General features: G+C 60.8%; 15 protein-coding genes. 7 read left to right on the top strand and 8 right to left on the bottom strand.

The features are described from left to right. Positions 1 to 47 precede the first annotated feature (47 nt). Positions 48 to 1127: an LPS export ABC transporter permease LptG gene (lptG, locus tag WH299_RS18485; RefSeq protein ID WP_122723933.1), complete on the bottom strand. Its 1080-nt coding sequence runs from the start codon at positions 1125 to 1127 to the stop codon at positions 48 to 50. Then, positions 1120 to 2238 (bottom strand): LPS export ABC transporter permease LptF, encoded by a 1119-nt coding sequence (gene lptF / locus WH299_RS18480; RefSeq protein WP_028618984.1) that lies wholly within the window; start codon positions 2236 to 2238, stop codon positions 1120 to 1122. The genes lptG and lptF overlap by 8 nt, the downstream gene beginning before the upstream one ends. A gap of 283 nt (positions 2239 to 2521) precedes the next feature. Here lptF and WH299_RS18475 point away from each other — a divergent pair, with 283 nt between their 5' ends. From WH299_RS18475 to rlmF, 5 genes are all read left to right on the top strand, one after another. After that, on the top strand, positions 2522 to 4012 hold the full coding sequence (locus WH299_RS18475; RefSeq protein WP_028618983.1) for a leucyl aminopeptidase: 1491 nt from the start codon (positions 2522 to 2524) through the stop codon (positions 4010 to 4012). 54 nt (positions 4013 to 4066) lie between these two features. Then, entirely contained in the window at positions 4067 to 4495 is a 429-nt protein-coding gene (locus WH299_RS18470) for a DNA polymerase III subunit chi (RefSeq protein ID WP_010212887.1), read from the top strand. A gap of 7 nt (positions 4496 to 4502) precedes the next feature. Beyond that, positions 4503 to 4880 (top strand): DNA polymerase III subunit chi, encoded by a 378-nt coding sequence (locus tag WH299_RS18465; RefSeq protein ID WP_339550974.1) that lies wholly within the window; start codon positions 4503 to 4505, stop codon positions 4878 to 4880. A 216-nt stretch (positions 4881 to 5096) separates the two neighbouring features. Beyond that, positions 5097 to 7943 carry a valine--tRNA ligase gene (locus tag WH299_RS18460; RefSeq protein WP_122723927.1) on the top strand — a complete coding sequence of 949 codons (2847 nt, stop codon included), beginning with the start codon at positions 5097 to 5099 and terminating at the stop codon, positions 7941 to 7943. A gap of 226 nt (positions 7944 to 8169) precedes the next feature. Next, a complete protein-coding gene (gene rlmF, locus WH299_RS18455; protein WP_122723925.1) occupies positions 8170 to 9189 on the top strand; it encodes a 23S rRNA (adenine(1618)-N(6))-methyltransferase RlmF in 1020 nt (339 codons plus the stop codon). Between the two features lie 64 nt (positions 9190 to 9253). On the opposite strand, the gene WH299_RS18450 is transcribed toward rlmF, so the two are convergent. Beyond that, positions 9254 to 9535: an HU family DNA-binding protein gene (locus WH299_RS18450; RefSeq protein ID WP_003188840.1), complete on the bottom strand. Its 282-nt coding sequence runs from the start codon at positions 9533 to 9535 to the stop codon at positions 9254 to 9256. A gap of 396 nt (positions 9536 to 9931) precedes the next feature. Between WH299_RS18450 and yejK the strand changes: the two genes are divergently transcribed. Both yejK and WH299_RS18440 read left to right on the top strand, forming a co-directional pair. Then, on the top strand, positions 9932 to 10936 hold the full coding sequence (gene yejK / locus WH299_RS18445) for a nucleoid-associated protein YejK (protein ID WP_010212893.1): 1005 nt from the start codon (positions 9932 to 9934) through the stop codon (positions 10934 to 10936). After that, the gene (locus WH299_RS18440) at positions 10936 to 11286 is read left to right on the top strand and encodes a glutaredoxin family protein (RefSeq protein ID WP_095014824.1); all 351 of its coding nucleotides are present in this window, start codon (positions 10936 to 10938) and stop codon (positions 11284 to 11286) included. The genes yejK and WH299_RS18440 overlap by 1 nt, the downstream gene beginning before the upstream one ends. Position 11287: 1 nt before the next feature. Here WH299_RS18440 and WH299_RS18435 read toward each other — a convergent pair whose 3' ends face one another. The 5 genes from WH299_RS18435 to WH299_RS18415 are packed head-to-tail and all read right to left on the bottom strand — an operon-like array spanning position 11288 to position 15049. Continuing rightward, positions 11288 to 12265, bottom strand: a complete 978-nt coding sequence (locus WH299_RS18435) for a FecR family protein (RefSeq protein WP_339550964.1) — start codon at positions 12263 to 12265, stop codon at positions 11288 to 11290. Beyond that, a complete protein-coding gene (locus WH299_RS18430) occupies positions 12262 to 12840 on the bottom strand; it encodes an RNA polymerase sigma factor (protein ID WP_122723921.1) in 579 nt (192 codons plus the stop codon). The genes WH299_RS18435 and WH299_RS18430 overlap by 4 nt, the downstream gene beginning before the upstream one ends. Before the next feature lie 8 nt (positions 12841 to 12848). Continuing rightward, entirely contained in the window at positions 12849 to 13175 is a 327-nt protein-coding gene (locus tag WH299_RS18425) for a DUF3325 domain-containing protein (RefSeq protein WP_016978257.1), read from the bottom strand. After that, positions 13176 to 14750, bottom strand: a complete 1575-nt coding sequence (locus WH299_RS18420) for a PepSY-associated TM helix domain-containing protein (protein ID WP_339550963.1) — start codon at positions 14748 to 14750, stop codon at positions 13176 to 13178. Beyond that, complete coding sequence (locus tag WH299_RS18415; protein ID WP_122723917.1) at positions 14747 to 15049, bottom strand: DUF3649 domain-containing protein; 303 nt, start codon at positions 15047 to 15049, stop codon at positions 14747 to 14749. Before WH299_RS18415 ends, WH299_RS18420 begins: the two co-directional genes overlap by 4 nt. Between the last annotated feature and the right edge of the window lie 127 nt (positions 15050 to 15176).

Here is a 15176-nt window from a genome sequence, read left to right as displayed (position 1 = left end):
ATGCCCCGATCTCTCGACCGGGGCATTTTTTGTTCATAAGCGCGGAATCAACCGGCCCGGCGCAACAGCCAGAAACCGGCCAAGGCGCAGATGGCCGTGGGCACCAGCACCGCAAACAGCGGCGAGAAGCCAAACACCAGGCTTGACGGGCCGAGCAGGTCCTGGGCAATGCGGAAGGTGAAGCCCACCAGCACGCCCGTGAATACGCGCTGCCCCAAGGTCACGGAACGCAACGGGCCAAAGATGAAGGAAATTGCCATCAGCACCAACGCGGCAGTCACCACCGGTTGCAACACCTTGACCCAAAATGCCAACCAGTAGCGGCCATTGTTCAGGCCCTGGTCCTTCAGGTAGTGGATGTAACCCCACAACCCGGAGATCGGCAGGCTTTCCGGGATCATCACCACGGTATTCAACAGTTCCGGCTTGAGGGCAATATCCCACTCCTGGCTCGGCACGTTGATCACCTCGGTGCTGGCCTTGGTGCCCTGGCCGATGTTACGGAAGTAAGTCGTGGTAACGTCGCTGAGTTGCCACTTTTCGCTACCGTATTGCGCACGTTTGGCGAAGCTTGACTCCAAAAGGTGACGCTCTTTGTCGAACGTATAGCGCGTGACACCAATCAACAGACCACCCGGCTGCACGGCGTTGATATGAATGAATTCTTCGCCCTGGCGGTGCCACAGGCCGTGCTTGGAGCTTTGTGCATCGCCTGAACCCTGGGCCAGGGCACGATTGGCCTGAGCCGTGGTTTCGGCCGGCGGCGCGACGTATTCGCCGATCAGCACGCTGCACGCCATCAGCAGCAGCATGGGTTTCATGACCGCCCAGACGATTCGACCAATGGACACGCCAGCGGCGCGCATGATGGTCAGTTCGCTGTTGCTGGCCAGGCTGCCCAAGCCGATCAGGCAGCCGATCAGCGCGGCCATCGGCATCATGTCGTAGAGCCGACGCGGCGCGGTAAGGGCCACGTAGCTCAGCACGTCCCACACGGTGTAGGTATCGCTGACGTTGCCGACTTCATCGATGAAGGCAAACAACGAGGCCAGACCGAGGATGATGCCCAATACCGCCAGGATGGCGATCAGTACGCTGCTACCAATGTAGCGATCGAGCTTAGCCACGAGCCAACTCCTTCTGGCCACGACGGCTCATCATTTTCAAACGGATCGGTTCCCAATAGAGCAGGCCCAGGCCAATCACCAGGAAGATCCCGTGCACCCACCACAGGCCGAGAGTCGGCGACAGCTTGCCTTTCTCCAGGGAGCCACGGGCGGAAATCAGGATGGTGAGGTAAGCCATGTACAGCAGAATCGCCGGCAACAGCTTGAGGAAGCGGCCCTGACGCGGGTTGACGCGCGACAGCGGCACCGCCATCAAGGTCACGATGAACACCAGCAACGGCAGGGAAATCCGCCATTGCAGCTCGGCAATCGAGCGCAGTTCCTTGCTGCCGAACAGCTCGGTGGTCGGGATGGCGTCGCGGTCGGTGACTTCGTCGCTGATATCCGGACGGGCCAGCATCACGCCGTAGGTGTCGTACTTGATCGCACGGTAATCGGCCATGCCCGGGCTGCCATCGTAGCGATAGCCATTTTCCAGGATCAGGTAGCGGCTGCCGTCAGGACGCACTTCCTGGCGACCGGAATCGGCCACCAGCACGGAAATGCCACGGTCCTTCTTGTCCTGGCCCAGACGTTTCTCGGAGATGAACACACCGCCCAGGTTGGCACGGTCGTCGGTCAGGGTTTCGGTGTAGGTCACCCGCGAACCGTCATTGAGCGCCTGGAAGCGGCCGGGTTCGAGGGTGTCGAACTCGGTCATCGCGTCCTGTTTATTCAGTACCAGCTGGAACTGCATGGCGCCCTGGGGGGCCAGGCTCAGGCTCAGCCAGGCCACGATCAGCGCAACGCCGGCGGCCGGTATCATGGTCATGCCCAGCAGGCGCTGTTGGCTCATGCCGGTGGCCGAGAGCACGGTCATTTCGCTTTCGAGGTAAAGGCGGCCGTAGGCCAGCAGGATCCCGAGGAACAGGCCGAGCGGCAGGATCAGCTGCAGGAAGCCCGGCAGACGAAAGCCCATGATCAGGAACAGCGAGCCCGGATCCAGGGCGCCGGAGGCAGCCTGGGCCAGGTATTTGACGAAACGACCACTCATGATGATGACCAGCAATACCGCACTCACGGCACTCAGGGTCAACAGGACTTCGCGGGACAGATAACGGAAGACGATCAAACCAGACACTCCAGGGTTGTCAGGCTAAGGCGGCCAAACAAGCAAGCATACCGAGTCAGCCCGTTTGCACGGACCGGCTAAAAAGATGGCGCATTATCCTGTGATTGACCGCGCCTGTCACTGCGCAACCTCATGCGCATGCACAAAGCGGGTGACAAGGGTTGTCAGCCTCCGTCGGCGAGGTTCAAACTGCGGCCTTTGTCGCCGGCGGTTTACACAGCTGCCTGGTATTAAAGCCGGAGTACAGACTCCTGGCTAACCGACCTTTATAAGGGACCCGAAAATGGAATTGGTTGTAAAAAGCGTTAGCCCCGAAACGTTGAAAACCGCCACCCTCGTGGTCGCCATCGGCGAAGGCCGCAAGCTCGGCGTTGCCGCCAAGCAACTCGACGAACTCAGCGGCGGCGCCATCAGCGCAGTGCTCAAGCGCGGCGACCTGGCCGGCAAAGTCGGCCAGAGCCTGCTGCTGCAGAGCCTGCCCAACCTGAAAGCCGACCGCGTATTGCTGGTGGGCGTGGGCAAGGACGTTGAACTGGGCGACCGTCCGTTCCGCAAGATCATCAGCGGCATCCTCACCACCCTCAAGGGCCTGGGCGGCACTGACGCCACGCTGGCACTCGATGAAGTCGTGGTCAAAGGGCGTGACAGCTACGGCAAGACCCGCCTGCTGGCCGAGAGCCTGGTGGACGGCGGCTACATTTTCGACCAGTTCAAGAGCACCAAGGCCGAACCCCGTGCCCTGAAGAAAATCACCCTGCTGACCATCAAGGCCGCCCAGGCTGAAGTTGAGCGCGCCGTGACCCACGCGACCGCCATCGCCAACGGCATGTCGTTTACCCGCGATCTGGGCAACCTGCCGCCGAACATCTGCCACCCGACTTTCCTGGGCGAACAAGCCAAGGCGCTGGGCAAAGAGTTCAAGGGCCTGAAAGTCGAAGTGCTGGATGAGAAGAAGATCAAGGAACTGGGCATGGGCTCGTTCTATGCCGTGGGCCAGGGCAGCGACCAGCCGCCACGCCTGATCGTGATGCAATACAACGGCGGCAAGAAGTCCGAGAAGCCTTACGCCCTGGTTGGCAAAGGCATCACCTTTGACACCGGCGGCATCAGCCTCAAGCCGGGCCTGGGCATGGACGAGATGAAGTACGACATGGGCGGCGCCGCCAGCGTGTTCGGCACCCTGCGTGCCGTGCTGGAACTCAAGCTGCCGATCAACCTGGTGTGCATCCTGGCCTGCGCCGAGAACATGCCAAGCGGCGGCGCGACCCGTCCGGGCGACATCGTCACCACCCTGAGTGGCCAGACCGTCGAAATCCTCAACACCGACGCCGAAGGCCGCCTGGTGCTGTGCGATGCCCTGACCTACGCCGAACGCTTCAAGCCACAGGCCGTGATCGATATCGCCACCCTGACCGGTGCCTGCATCGTCGCTCTGGGTTCGCACACCTCGGGCCTGCTGGGCAACAGCGATGAGTTGATCGAGCAACTGCTCAGCGCCGGCAAAGCCGCCGACGACCGCGCCTGGCAACTGCCGCTGTTCGATGAGTATCAGGAACAGCTGGACAGCCCATTCGCCGACATCGCCAACATCGGCGGTCCGAAAGCCGGCACCATCACCGCGGCTTGCTTCCTGTCGCGCTTTGCCAAGAACTTCAACTGGGCGCACCTGGACATCGCCGGCACGGCCTGGACCAGCGGCGGCAAGGACAAGGGCGCAACCGGCCGTCCTGTTCCCCTGCTGACTCAGTACCTGCTGGATCGCGCCAAGGCCTGAAACTGAAGACGCCGGGGTGGTGATTGTCTCCCCCCCCCGGCCTCAGGAACCGCAATGACCCAAGTCGACTTCTATATATTGCCCAGCGCCGACCCGCTCGCGCGCCTGGACTTTGCCTGCAAACTCACCGAAAAAGCCTGGCGCATGGGCCACCGCATCTACCTGCATTGCAGCGATGCCGCCCAACGCGATGAGCTGGATGCCCGCCTGTGGCGCTTCAAGGGCGAAAGCTTTGTGCCCCACGGCCCTGCCGAGTCCGAACCCGAAGGCCTGGTTGTCCTGGGTTTAGGGGACAGTTGCGGCGATCACCAAGACCTGCTGGTCAACCTGGACCTGAAAGTGCCGCCTTTCGCCAAGGCATTCGCCCGTGTGGCGGAAGTGGTGGTGGAGGATCCAGCTATTCGTCAGGCCGCGCGTGAGAGTTTCCGTTTCTACCGCGAACAGGGCTATCCTCTGCAAGATCACCGGCTACAACGACTTTGAGCACATGATGGACAATCCCAACCCTATAAAAAAAGACGACCACCTGCTGGACGACCTGGAGTCGATCCGTCAGTTGCTCGGTGATGATGACTTGCAACCACCGCTGTTGACCGAGCCGGTCGAGGGCGAGGTACAGATTCCGCTGTTGTTCGACATGGTCGGCGGCAAGCCCGTCGCGCCAGCACCGGTGGTCGAGGCCGCCGCGCCTGCCGCTGTCGAAAAAAGTCCCGACGCCCTGTTGCTGCACCTGGACAACGAACTGCGTGCCGCTGCGCAGTTGATCATGCAGGACGTGATCGACGATTTTGCCCCGCATATCGAGACCGAGATCAAGCGCCGGTTGGATGCACGGATGGAGCGGTTGCTCAGCCAGTATCAGTCCTGAGACGGACAGTGATCTCCTGTGGGAGCTGGCTTGCCTGCGATAGCGGTTTCTCAGTCAACATCTTCAGTGGCTGGGACATCGCCATCGCAGGCAAGCCAGCTCCCACATTATTAGTCCTGCATCAGCCTTAAGCCCGTCTTCACCTCGCCCTCTCCCCTATCCCCCGTTATACTTGCCGGCTTTCCTGAATAAATGCCAACTAGGGTCCCGCCGCGCATGGATAAGACCTACCAGCCGCACGCCATCGAAACTTCCTGGTACAACACCTGGGAATCCGAGAATTATTTCGCCCCGCAAGGCGCGGGCGATTCCTACACCATCATGATTCCGCCACCGAACGTCACTGGCAGCCTGCACATGGGCCATGGCTTCAACAATGCGATCATGGATGCGTTGATCCGTTTCCGCCGCATGCAGGGCCGCAACACCCTTTGGCAACCGGGCACCGACCACGCCGGTATCGCCACGCAAATGCTGGTGGAACGCCAACTCGAAGCCACCGGCCAGAACCGTCACGACCTGGGTCGCGAGAAATTCCTGGAAAAGATCTGGGAATGGAAAGACCAGTCCGGCGGCAATATCAGCCGTCAGATCCGTCGCCTCGGTTCGTCCGTCGACTGGAGCCGCGAGCGCTTCACCATGGACGACGGCCTGTCGGAAGCCGTGAAAGAAGCCTTCGTGCGCCTGCATGAAGACGGCCTGATCTACCGCGGCAAGCGCCTGGTCAACTGGGACACCAAGTTGCACACGGCGATTTCCGACCTCGAAGTGGAAAACCACGACGAGAAAGGCTTCCTGTGGAACCTCAAGTACCCGCTGGCCGACGGCGCCAAGACTGCTGAAGGCAACGACTACCTGATCGTCGCCACCACTCGTCCGGAAACCATGCTCGGCGACGCCGCCGTCGCGGTTAACCCGAACGACGAACGCTACCAGGCGCTGATCGGCAAGTTCGTTGAACTTCCATTGGTCGGCCGTCGCATCCCGATCATCGCGGACGACTACTGCGACCCTGAATTCGGCACCGGCTGCGTGAAGATCACCCCGGCCCACGATTTCAACGACTACGAAGTCGGCAAGCGCCACAACCTGCCGCTGCTGAACATCTTCGACAAAAACGCCGCCGTACTGCCGGCCTGCCAGGTGTTCAACCTGGACGGCACGCTGAACGAGAGCATCGACGGCAAGATCCCGGCTGAATACGCCGGTCTCGACCGCTTCGAAGCGCGCAAGCAGATCGTCGCCGCCTTCGATGCTGCCGGTTTGCTAGTGAGCGTTGACGACCACGGCCTGAAAGTGCCGAAGGGCGACCGTTCCGGCACCGTGATCGAGCCGTGGCTGACCGACCAGTGGTACGTGTCCACCAAGCCTTTGGCAGAACCTGCCATCGCCGCCGTGGAAGATGGCCGCATCCAGTTCGTGCCGAAACAGTACGAAAACATGTACTTCTCGTGGATGCGCGACATCCAGGATTGGTGCATCAGCCGTCAGCTATGGTGGGGTCACCGCATTCCGGCCTGGTACGACGAGTCGGGCAAGGTCTATGTAGGCCGCGACGAAGCCGAAGTGCGTGCCAAGCACAACCTCGGTGCCGACATCGCGCTGCAACAGGACAACGACGTACTGGACACCTGGTTCAGCTCGGGCCTGTGGACCTTCTCCACCCTGGGCTGGCCGCAGCAGACCGAATTCCTCAAGAAATTCCACTCCACCGACGTGCTGGTCACTGGTTTCGACATCATTTTCTTCTGGGTTGCCCGGATGATCATGCTGACCATGCACCTGGTGAAGAACGAGGACGGCACGCCGCAGGTACCGTTCAAGACCGTGTACGTGCACGGCCTGGTGCGTGATGGCCAGGGCCAGAAGATGTCCAAGTCCAAGGGCAACGTCCTGGACCCGCTGGACATCATCGACGGCATCGACCTGGAAACCCTGGTGCAGAAACGCACCTCGGGCCTGATGCAGCCGAAACTGGCGAAGAAGATCGAGAAGCAGACCCGCGACGAGTTCGCCGATGGTATTGCCAGCTATGGCACCGACGCCCTGCGCTTCACCTTCTGCTCGCTGGCCTCCACCGGTCGCGACATCAAGTTCGACATGGGCCGCGTCGAAGGCTATCGCAACTTCTGCAACAAGATCTGGAACGCCGCGCGCTACGTGCTGGATAAAGGCGAAGACTGCGGCCAGAACGGTGAAGCCTATGAGCTGAGCCTGGCCGACCGCTGGATCATTTCGCAGCTTCAGCGCACCGAAGCCGAAGTGACCCGCCAGCTCGACCAGTTCCGTTTCGACCTGGCCGCACAGGCCTTGTACGAGTTCATCTGGAACCAGTATTGCGACTGGTACCTGGAACTGTCCAAGCCGGTGCTGTGGGACGAAAACGCGCCGGTCGAACGCCAGCGCGGCACCCGTCGCACCCTGGTTCGCGTGCTGGAAGTGGCGTTGCGTCTGGCGCACCCGTTCATGCCGTTCATCACCGAAGAAATCTGGCAGCGCCTGGCGCCGCTGGCCGGTATCGAAGGCAAGACCATCATGCTGCAACCTTGGCCGGTGGCCAACGAAGCGCGCATCGATGAGGCAGCCGAAAGCGATATCGAATGGCTCAAGACCCTGATGATGGGCACGCGTAACATCCGTGCCGAGATGAACATCGGGCCGGGCAAGCCATTGGCGGTGTTTGTGAAGAATGCCAGTGCCGAAGACCTGCGTCGTCTCACCGAAAACGATGCGCTGCTCAAGAAGCTGGCGAAGCTGGAGTCGATCACCGTATTGGCGGCCGGCGAAGAAGCACCACTGTCCGCGACCGCACTGGTCGGCGAGATGGAAGTGCTGGTGCCAATGGCAGGCCTGATCGACAAGGCTGCCGAACTGGCTCGTCTCGACAAGGAAATCGGCCGCCTGCAAGGCGAAGTGCAACGCGTGGGCGGCAAGCTGTCCAACGCGGCCTTCGTCGACAAGGCACCGGCTGAAGTGATCGAGAAAGAACGCGCCAAGCTGGCCGAGGCTGAACAGGCCCTGGGCAAGCTGGCGGAGCAACATGCGCGGATCTCCAGCCTGTAAGGTGTGAACCGTGTGAAAAAAGAGACCTTCGGGTCTCTTTTTTTGTTTGAAACGCCTGCACACGCGGCCAATGTGGGAGGGGGCTTGCCCCCGATGGCGGAGGGTCAGTTACCAGATAAGTGACTGACACCCTGCCATCGGGGGCAAGCCCCCTCCCACATTTGACCGAGTTGTCCTCGGGAATGTGTGACAATGCCCATCACTTTGAGCCAACACCAGAATCATCATGACCGCCCCCAGCACGCCAAAACCTCCGCGCAAGAAGCCTAAAACCGCAGCCACGGCCAAGCCCGTTGTGCCGCGCAAAGAGGCCACCCTGCATCCGCGCAACCGCCACACAGGCCGCTACGACTTCCCAGCGCTGATCAAGACCACGCCGGAACTGGCGAAATTCGTGATCATCAACCCGTACGGCAAGGAAAGTATCGACTTTGCCAGCCCGGATGCGGTGCGGGTGTTCAACCGAGCGCTGCTGAAAGCCTTCTATGGCATCCAGCACTGGGACATTCCGGCCGACTACCTGTGCCCACCGGTGCCGGGGCGTGCGGACTACGTACACTTCCTGGCCGACCTGCTGGCCAGCACCAACGACGGCAAGATCCCGCGCGGCTCTATCGTCAAGGTGCTGGACATCGGCATGGGCGCCAACTGCGTCTACCCGCTGATTGGCTACATGGAATACCGCTGGAACTTCCTGGGCTCGGAAGTCGACCCTATCGCCGTGGCCGCAGCCAAGGCCATCGTGCAGTCCAATGACCTGAGCAAGGTCATCCAGCTGCGCCAGCAGAGCAATCCCAAGCAGATCCTGCTGGGCCTGCTGGAGCCGGGCGAGCGTTTTGACCTGACCATGTGCAACCCGCCGTTCCATGCGTCCATGGATGAAGCCACCAAGGGCAGCGAACGCAAGTGGCGCGCCCTCGGCAAGGCGGACCCAAAGCGCAAGTTGCCGGTGCTGAACTTCGGCGGCCAATCGGCCGAGTTGTGGTGTGAAGGTGGTGAAGCGCGCTTTGTGACGCAACTGATTGCCGAAAGTGCGCACTTTGCCCATAAGGTGCTGTGGTTCAGCACCCTGGTGTCGAAAGCGTCGAACTTGCCCGCAATCGAGACGGCTCTGAAAAAGGCCGGCGTGCTAGAGAGCCAAGTCGTGGAAATGTCCCAGGGCCAGAAGCAGAGCCGGTTTGTGGCGTGGACTTTCCAGACCAAGAACGAGCAACAGATCTGGCGCCAGCGCTGGGTTCGCGACTGATAAATCGCAGGCAACAAAAAACCGTGCCCGGATCGCTCCGGAGCACGGTTTTTTTTGCTGCGTCTTACTTGTTAACAGCGTCGGTCAGGCCTTTGGCCACAACCAGCTTGATAACTTTCTTGGCAGCGATTTCGATGGCGGCGCCAGTCGAAGGGTTACGGCCAGTACGGGCAGGACGCTCGGTCACTTTCAGTTTGCCAACGCCTGGCAGAGTGATTTCGCCGCCGTTTTCCAGCTGGTCAGCAACAACTTGGCTCAGTTGGTCCAGCAGAGCGCGCACGGTGGTTTTAGGTGCGTCTACTGCTTCAGCCAGGTCAGCGATCAGTTGGTCTTTAGTAATAGCCATTGTGGTGTTCCTTCCCTATCAAATTCATATGGATTGCAGAGTGCAGTGTCAGCCGTCGAGCCCGACCGTCAAGGCCTGGCACCCCCGGCTATAACCACGGAGATCGGGGTTATAGATGCTTGAAACGGGGATTGGTTCGACCTGACAGATGCTGAATGCACGCTTATCGCCGAGACTTGGCGTAAGACGGGGCAAAACTAGCACAGAGACGGGGAAATATCCGCTTCTACCTACCCATTTGGTCAGCTTTATCGCTCTAAACCGTGAAAAAAAGGCATATAGCCCGTCGGAGGGTGCCCAAAACACCCTTCGAAGCCCGTCTCGGCCAATGGTGCGGTACACTTGGCGACTTTTCGGGGAGGCCCACCGCTCCCCGCTCAACCAGCCGAGAAGCCTATGCCGATCCGTCATTGCATCGTCCACTTGATCGACAAAAAACCCGACGGCACACCTGCAGTTCTTCACGCCCGCGATTCCGAGCTTGCCGAATCGGCCGCCATCGAGAACATGCTTGCCGACCTCAACGAGAGCTATAACGCCAAGCAAGGCAAGGCCTGGGGTTTCTTCCATGCCGAGTCCGGCGCGCACCCGTTCAGCGGCTGGTTGAAGGAATACTTTGACGGTGGACAGGACTTCACCACCTTCAGCCGCACGGCAGTCGAGCATCTGCAGAAGCTGATGGAGGAATCCAACCTCTCCACTGGCGGCCATGTGCTGTTTGCCCACTATCAACAGGGCATGACCGACTACCTGGCCATAGCCCTGCTGCACCACAGCGAAGGTGTGGCGGTGACCGACGAGCTGGACGTGACCCCCTCGCGCCACCTCGACCTCGGCCAATTGCACCTGGCGGCACGTATAAACGTGTCCGAGTGGCAGAACAACAAGCAGTCCAAGCAGTACATTTCCTTTATCAAGGGCAAGAACGGCAAGAAGGTCTCGGAGTATTTCCGCGACTTCATCGGCTGCCAGGAAGGCGTCGACGGCCCGGGCGAGACCCGCACCCTGCTCAAGGCGTTCAGTGACTTCGTCGAAAGCGAAGACCTGCCGGACGAGTCCGCCCGCGAGAAAACCAAGACGCTGGTGGACTACGCCAGCAGCCAGGCCAAGCTCGGTGAACCGATGGGGCTGGAAGAATTGTCAGGGTTGATCGATGAAGATCGGCCTAAGGCGTTCTATGACCATATCCGCAACAAGGACTATGGCCTGTCGCCGGAGATCCCGGCGGATAAACGCACGCTCAACCAGTTCCGCCGTTTTACCGGCCGCGCCGAGGGTTTGTCCATCAGCTTTGAAGCGCACCTGCTGGGCGACAAGATCGAATACGACGAAGCCGCCGGCACCTTGATCATCAAGGGCCTGCCGACCCAACTGACTGACCAGCTCAAGCGCCGCAACTGATGCTCGGCGGGGTCTTTAAAAAAGTCCTGCTGGTGTTGCTGGTCGTGGTGGTGATCCAGAACTGGGGCAAGATCGAACGGGTGTTCAACCCTTCACAAGTGGCGCCGGAGCACGTACGTGCTTCAGCGCGTGTGGTGCTCTACTCGACCGAGTGGTGTGGTTACTGCAAGCAGATCCGCCGGTTCCTGGACCAGAAAGGCATACCCTACCAGGCGTTCGACATCGAGAAAGACGCCCAGGCGCGCAAGGCGTATGAGGCGCTGGGGGGCGGAGGGATTCCGTTTGTGGATGTGAACGGCACGCTGATTCGCGATTACAACCCAGAAAAAATCATGGCGGCGCTGAAGTAAATCAGCGCACCACGATCATCCGCCCCAATAATGTGTGCTGCTCAAAGCCGAGCACGGCCTGCAACGCATTCAACACGGCTTGCGGGTCCTTGCTCGGGAAGCTCCCGCTGACGCGCTTGGCGCCCATCTCTTCGTTGAGCAACAAGATGCGGCCGGGGTAGTAGCGACCCAGGTCCTTGACCACGTCCGCCAACGGCGCCTTGTAGTAGTTGAGCCAACCGTCGCGCCAGGCCAGGCGCGATTCACTGTCTACCGCGTGCAGAGGGTCCGCAACACCCTCGGCGTAGGCCACTTGCTGACCAGCTGTAAGAATTTGCTGCTGGCCCTGTTTGGACGGCGTCACGCCCACCCGCCCGGACAACACCGTCACCTGAGCGCCTGCCGGTTGCAGGCGCACTTCGAATTGCGTGCCCAGCACCCGCGCCTCACCGCTGCCCGCCTCCACCACAAAGGATTGCCCGGTGTGGGTCACGCTAAAAAAACCGGCACCTCGACGCAACTGGATGTGCCGCTCGCCATGGCTGAAGTCCACGGCAATGGCGCTGTCGGCATCGAGGGTCACCTGGGATTGATCGGCCAGCGTGACGGTTTTGACTTCACCCGGCGCCGTCACGTAGTCGGCACCGAGATCATCGATCCAGCGTGACGGCTGCCAGCCGGCTCCCATGGATACCATTAGCAATAGGCACGCAGCCATCGCCAAGGCGCCGGACCAACGCACCACCCGTGAACGCTTCGAGGTGGTCATCGCATTGAGGTAGCTCTGCAACGCCAACGCCTCTTCATCCGCGAGCTTGCGTGCCGGCACTTCGCTCAATTCCCAGAGCACCTGGGCCTGGGAATAGGCCTCAACGTGCGCCGGATCAGCCCGCAACCACTGACTGAAAGTGGCCTGGTCGCCACTGCTGGGCTGATCATGCAATAGGCTCAGCCAGGCCAGTGCGGCTTGTTCCTGGGCGGGCGTGGGGGTGGCGTTCACGGTGCTTTCCCTGGCGTGCGTGGGGGCGATGGTTCGCGAAGGCTGGCTTTGCAGGCTTCGAGGGCACGCATCATATGTTTTTCCACGGCACTTTGGGACAGGCCCATGACCTTGGCGATTTCCGCGTACTTGCGACCGTGAATGCGGTTGAGCAGGAAAATCTGGCGCGTGCGCTCGGGCAGGCTGCGCAAGGCGGCTTCGACGTGGCGCAGGTCATTGCCGGCTTCCAATGCTGCCTGGGGTTCGGAACCTTGGTTGTCTTGCTGTTCGGGCAGCCAGCCTTCATTGCTGCGTACCCGTGCACCTTCACTGCGCAGGTGGTCGATGGCGATATTGCCGGCGCAGCGCAGCAGGTAGGTGCTGAGCTCCTCGACCTGCACCAACGGCCGGCGCCAGAAACGCAGGAATAGGTCCTGCACCAGGTCGGCCGCCGTGGCGCGACACCCCACGCGTCGACTCACCAAGGCTTCCATCTGTGAACGCTGGGACAAAAATACCTGCAGGAAATGCGCACGCCCACCTGCCGCGTCAGCGTGCTGGCTGTCCTGGGATTCGGGTGGCGTGCTGATCATCATGGGCGGGCTCAGAGGGTGGCGAAGGCTGCGACAGGACTGGCGAGCAGACCAATGCCCGCCAGGATCAAGGCCAGCCTTGGCCGGTACGGCAACAACAGCACCAGCAGCAATGCGCTGAGCATCAACACGGCGCACCACTCCACCAGGCCCTGGCCCCAACCAGCGACATCCACCGCCGGCCAGATCGACACCACCAGCAGCAACCAACCGATCACCCGCAAACCCAGGCGCCGACGAGGCGAGGGTTTGCTGTGCAGCAACTCGCCGTGGTGACGGTCAGTGGACAGGCAGAGTGCGGTGAACCCGGCGTAGCACATCAGCAGTGCGAGCAGCATTCAGTTCGCCTCCTGCTTCAGCGCCAGCGGGCGTGCGCGCTGAGCTTTAGGCGCCGGCGCGGTGCGCCGCTGCATCTTCCAGGCGGCCCAGCCAAGGAATACGCCGCTGGCCAGACAGGTCAGATCAAAGCCAGCCATGGCCCAATCGCCGGTTGCCAACGAAACACCGAGGTGGTGCGATGTGGTCAACGCGTTGAGCAGTGGGATGGCGATAAACAGCAGCGCGCCGAAGCTCAGTTGCTCGACCCAACCCTGGCGGCCACGACGCAGGATCGCGTGCAACAGACTCAGGCCCCAGGCAATAAAGAAGGTTTGCACTTCCCAATCGGAACGGTCGGCAAAGCTCACCGGCAATAAACGGTTGGCCCAGAAAAATACGGCGATGGCGATCATCAACCCGGACATGCTGGCGATGTTCAGCACTTCCACCAAGCGCAACTCAAACGGCATTACCGCAGCCTTGGCATGTTTGAGCTGACGCTTGCCGAGCCAGATCACCAGCCCGGTGCCGATCATCGCCGTGCCCGCCAGGCCACAGATAAAATACAACCAGCGCAGCACCGGACCGGCGAAATGGCCCATGTGCAGGCCGTAGAAACTGCCGCCGATGGCTGCCGGCAGCGACTGCCCGCCATTCACCCGCACCAGCTCGCCGGTGGTGCCATTGAAGGAAACGGTGCTGCCGAAATCATGCACCACGCTGTCGGAACCTGCGCGGAACACATTGACCGAGGCGTTCATATCGGCGGGATTATTGACCGCCACGCGCCCCACATGGCCACCTTCCCACTGCGCCCGCGCTTGCTCGTACATCGGCACCAGCGGCAGCAATTTTCCAGGCTGGCCCAGCGCCGGCGCGTTGTTGGTGTTCGGGAATACCTCGCTGAAAAAGGCGCGGGTGTCGCCGCCATAGGAAGCAAGAATCGGCGCCGGCATCACCATGCTCATGAAGATCACCAGGCTGCTGTAGGTGATCATCAAATGGAACGGCAGCACCAGAACGCCCACCGCGTTATGCCCGTCGAGCCAGGAACGCTGGCCTTTGCGGGGCCTAAAGGTGAAGAAGTCCTTGAAGATTTTCTTGTGAGTGATGATGCCGGTGATCAAGGCGACGAACATCACCATCGCGGCAATCGTCGACAGCCAGCGGCCCCACGGGTGAGGCATTTGCAGCTGGAAGTGAAAACGGTAGAAGAAATCGCCGCCCATGCTTTCACGGGCTTCCACAGCCTGGCCGGTAACAGGGTCGAGGGTTTTCTGGATGAAATTACCGCGTCGGCCGGGGTCGACTTTGTCTTGCCACATCACCGACAAACCAGGATCGCGGCTGTCTGGCAGAGTGATAAACCAACGCGCAGCAGTCGGCGCAACTTGCTGCAGATAGGTCTGGGCGACCGTCAGGCTGCGCGCATCGTCCAGCGAATGGGCCTGCACTTCAGGTTGCATCCAGTGGCTGATCTCATCCTTGAAATACGCCAAGGTGCCCGTCAGGAAAATCGCAAACAGCAGCCAGCCAAAGATCAGCCCTGCCCAGGTGTGCAGCCAGGCCATGGCCTGGCGGAAACCCTCTTTCATGTGCGTGCCATCCAGAAGCCCACACCCGCCAGGGTGGCAAATACCGCGCTTGGCAACATCACGCCAAACCAGGCGCGCGCTGCGCTGCGGCAGGCGAAACACCAGAGCACGGCCAGCAGATAGAACACGAATGAACTCATCATCCCGGTGATCACCGCGTCGGCGCGCGACGTGGGCATCCATAGCGCCAGGCAGATACTGGCCAGGGAAGCCATCAGATAACCACCCACCACGGCAGCCAGCACGCGCGAGGTGACGGAGAGACGATAGGAGACAGGCAGCGAGGTTTTGCTTTTCATGCGGGAGGCGCCAGGTTCATCAGGCCGCAATATTAATGATAAATATTCTCATAAGCAAAACAGAACGGATGAAACACCTGCGCTGACGGATTGCCGAAGACCGTCGCGAGCCCTACAATGCGAACAA

Origin of the sequence: Pseudomonas sp. MYb541, assembly GCF_037479595.1 — a bacterium.
Classification (GTDB): Bacteria; Pseudomonadota; Gammaproteobacteria; order Pseudomonadales; family Pseudomonadaceae; genus Aquipseudomonas; species Aquipseudomonas canadensis.
This window is presented reverse-complemented; position numbering and strand designations above follow the sequence as displayed.

Excerpts from the sequence above, each read along its gene's own strand:
- WH299_RS18420 (WP_339550963.1), bottom strand. The coding sequence starts at position 14,750 with ATGAAAGAGGGTTTCCGCCAGGCCATGGCCTGGCTGCACACCTGGGCA.
- WH299_RS18460 (WP_122723927.1), top strand. The coding sequence starts at position 5,097 with ATGGATAAGACCTACCAGCCGCACGCCATCGAAACTTCCTGGTACAAC.
- WH299_RS18430 (WP_122723921.1), bottom strand. The coding sequence starts at position 12,840 with ATGATGATCAGCACGCCACCCGAATCCCAGGACAGCCAGCACGCTGAC.
- WH299_RS18475 (WP_028618983.1), top strand. The coding sequence starts at position 2,522 with ATGGAATTGGTTGTAAAAAGCGTTAGCCCCGAAACGTTGAAAACCGCC.
- WH299_RS18440 (WP_095014824.1), top strand. The coding sequence starts at position 10,936 with ATGCTCGGCGGGGTCTTTAAAAAAGTCCTGCTGGTGTTGCTGGTCGTG.
- WH299_RS18470 (WP_010212887.1), top strand. The coding sequence starts at position 4,067 with ATGACCCAAGTCGACTTCTATATATTGCCCAGCGCCGACCCGCTCGCG.
- WH299_RS18450 (WP_003188840.1), bottom strand. The coding sequence starts at position 9,535 with ATGGCTATTACTAAAGACCAACTGATCGCTGACCTGGCTGAAGCAGTA.
- WH299_RS18415 (WP_122723917.1), bottom strand. The coding sequence starts at position 15,049 with ATGAAAAGCAAAACCTCGCTGCCTGTCTCCTATCGTCTCTCCGTCACC.
- WH299_RS18425 (WP_016978257.1), bottom strand. The coding sequence starts at position 13,175 with ATGCTGCTCGCACTGCTGATGTGCTACGCCGGGTTCACCGCACTCTGC.
- WH299_RS18465 (WP_339550974.1), top strand. The coding sequence starts at position 4,503 with ATGGACAATCCCAACCCTATAAAAAAAGACGACCACCTGCTGGACGAC.
- rlmF (WP_122723925.1), top strand. The coding sequence starts at position 8,170 with ATGACCGCCCCCAGCACGCCAAAACCTCCGCGCAAGAAGCCTAAAACC.
- yejK (WP_010212893.1), top strand. The coding sequence starts at position 9,932 with ATGCCGATCCGTCATTGCATCGTCCACTTGATCGACAAAAAACCCGAC.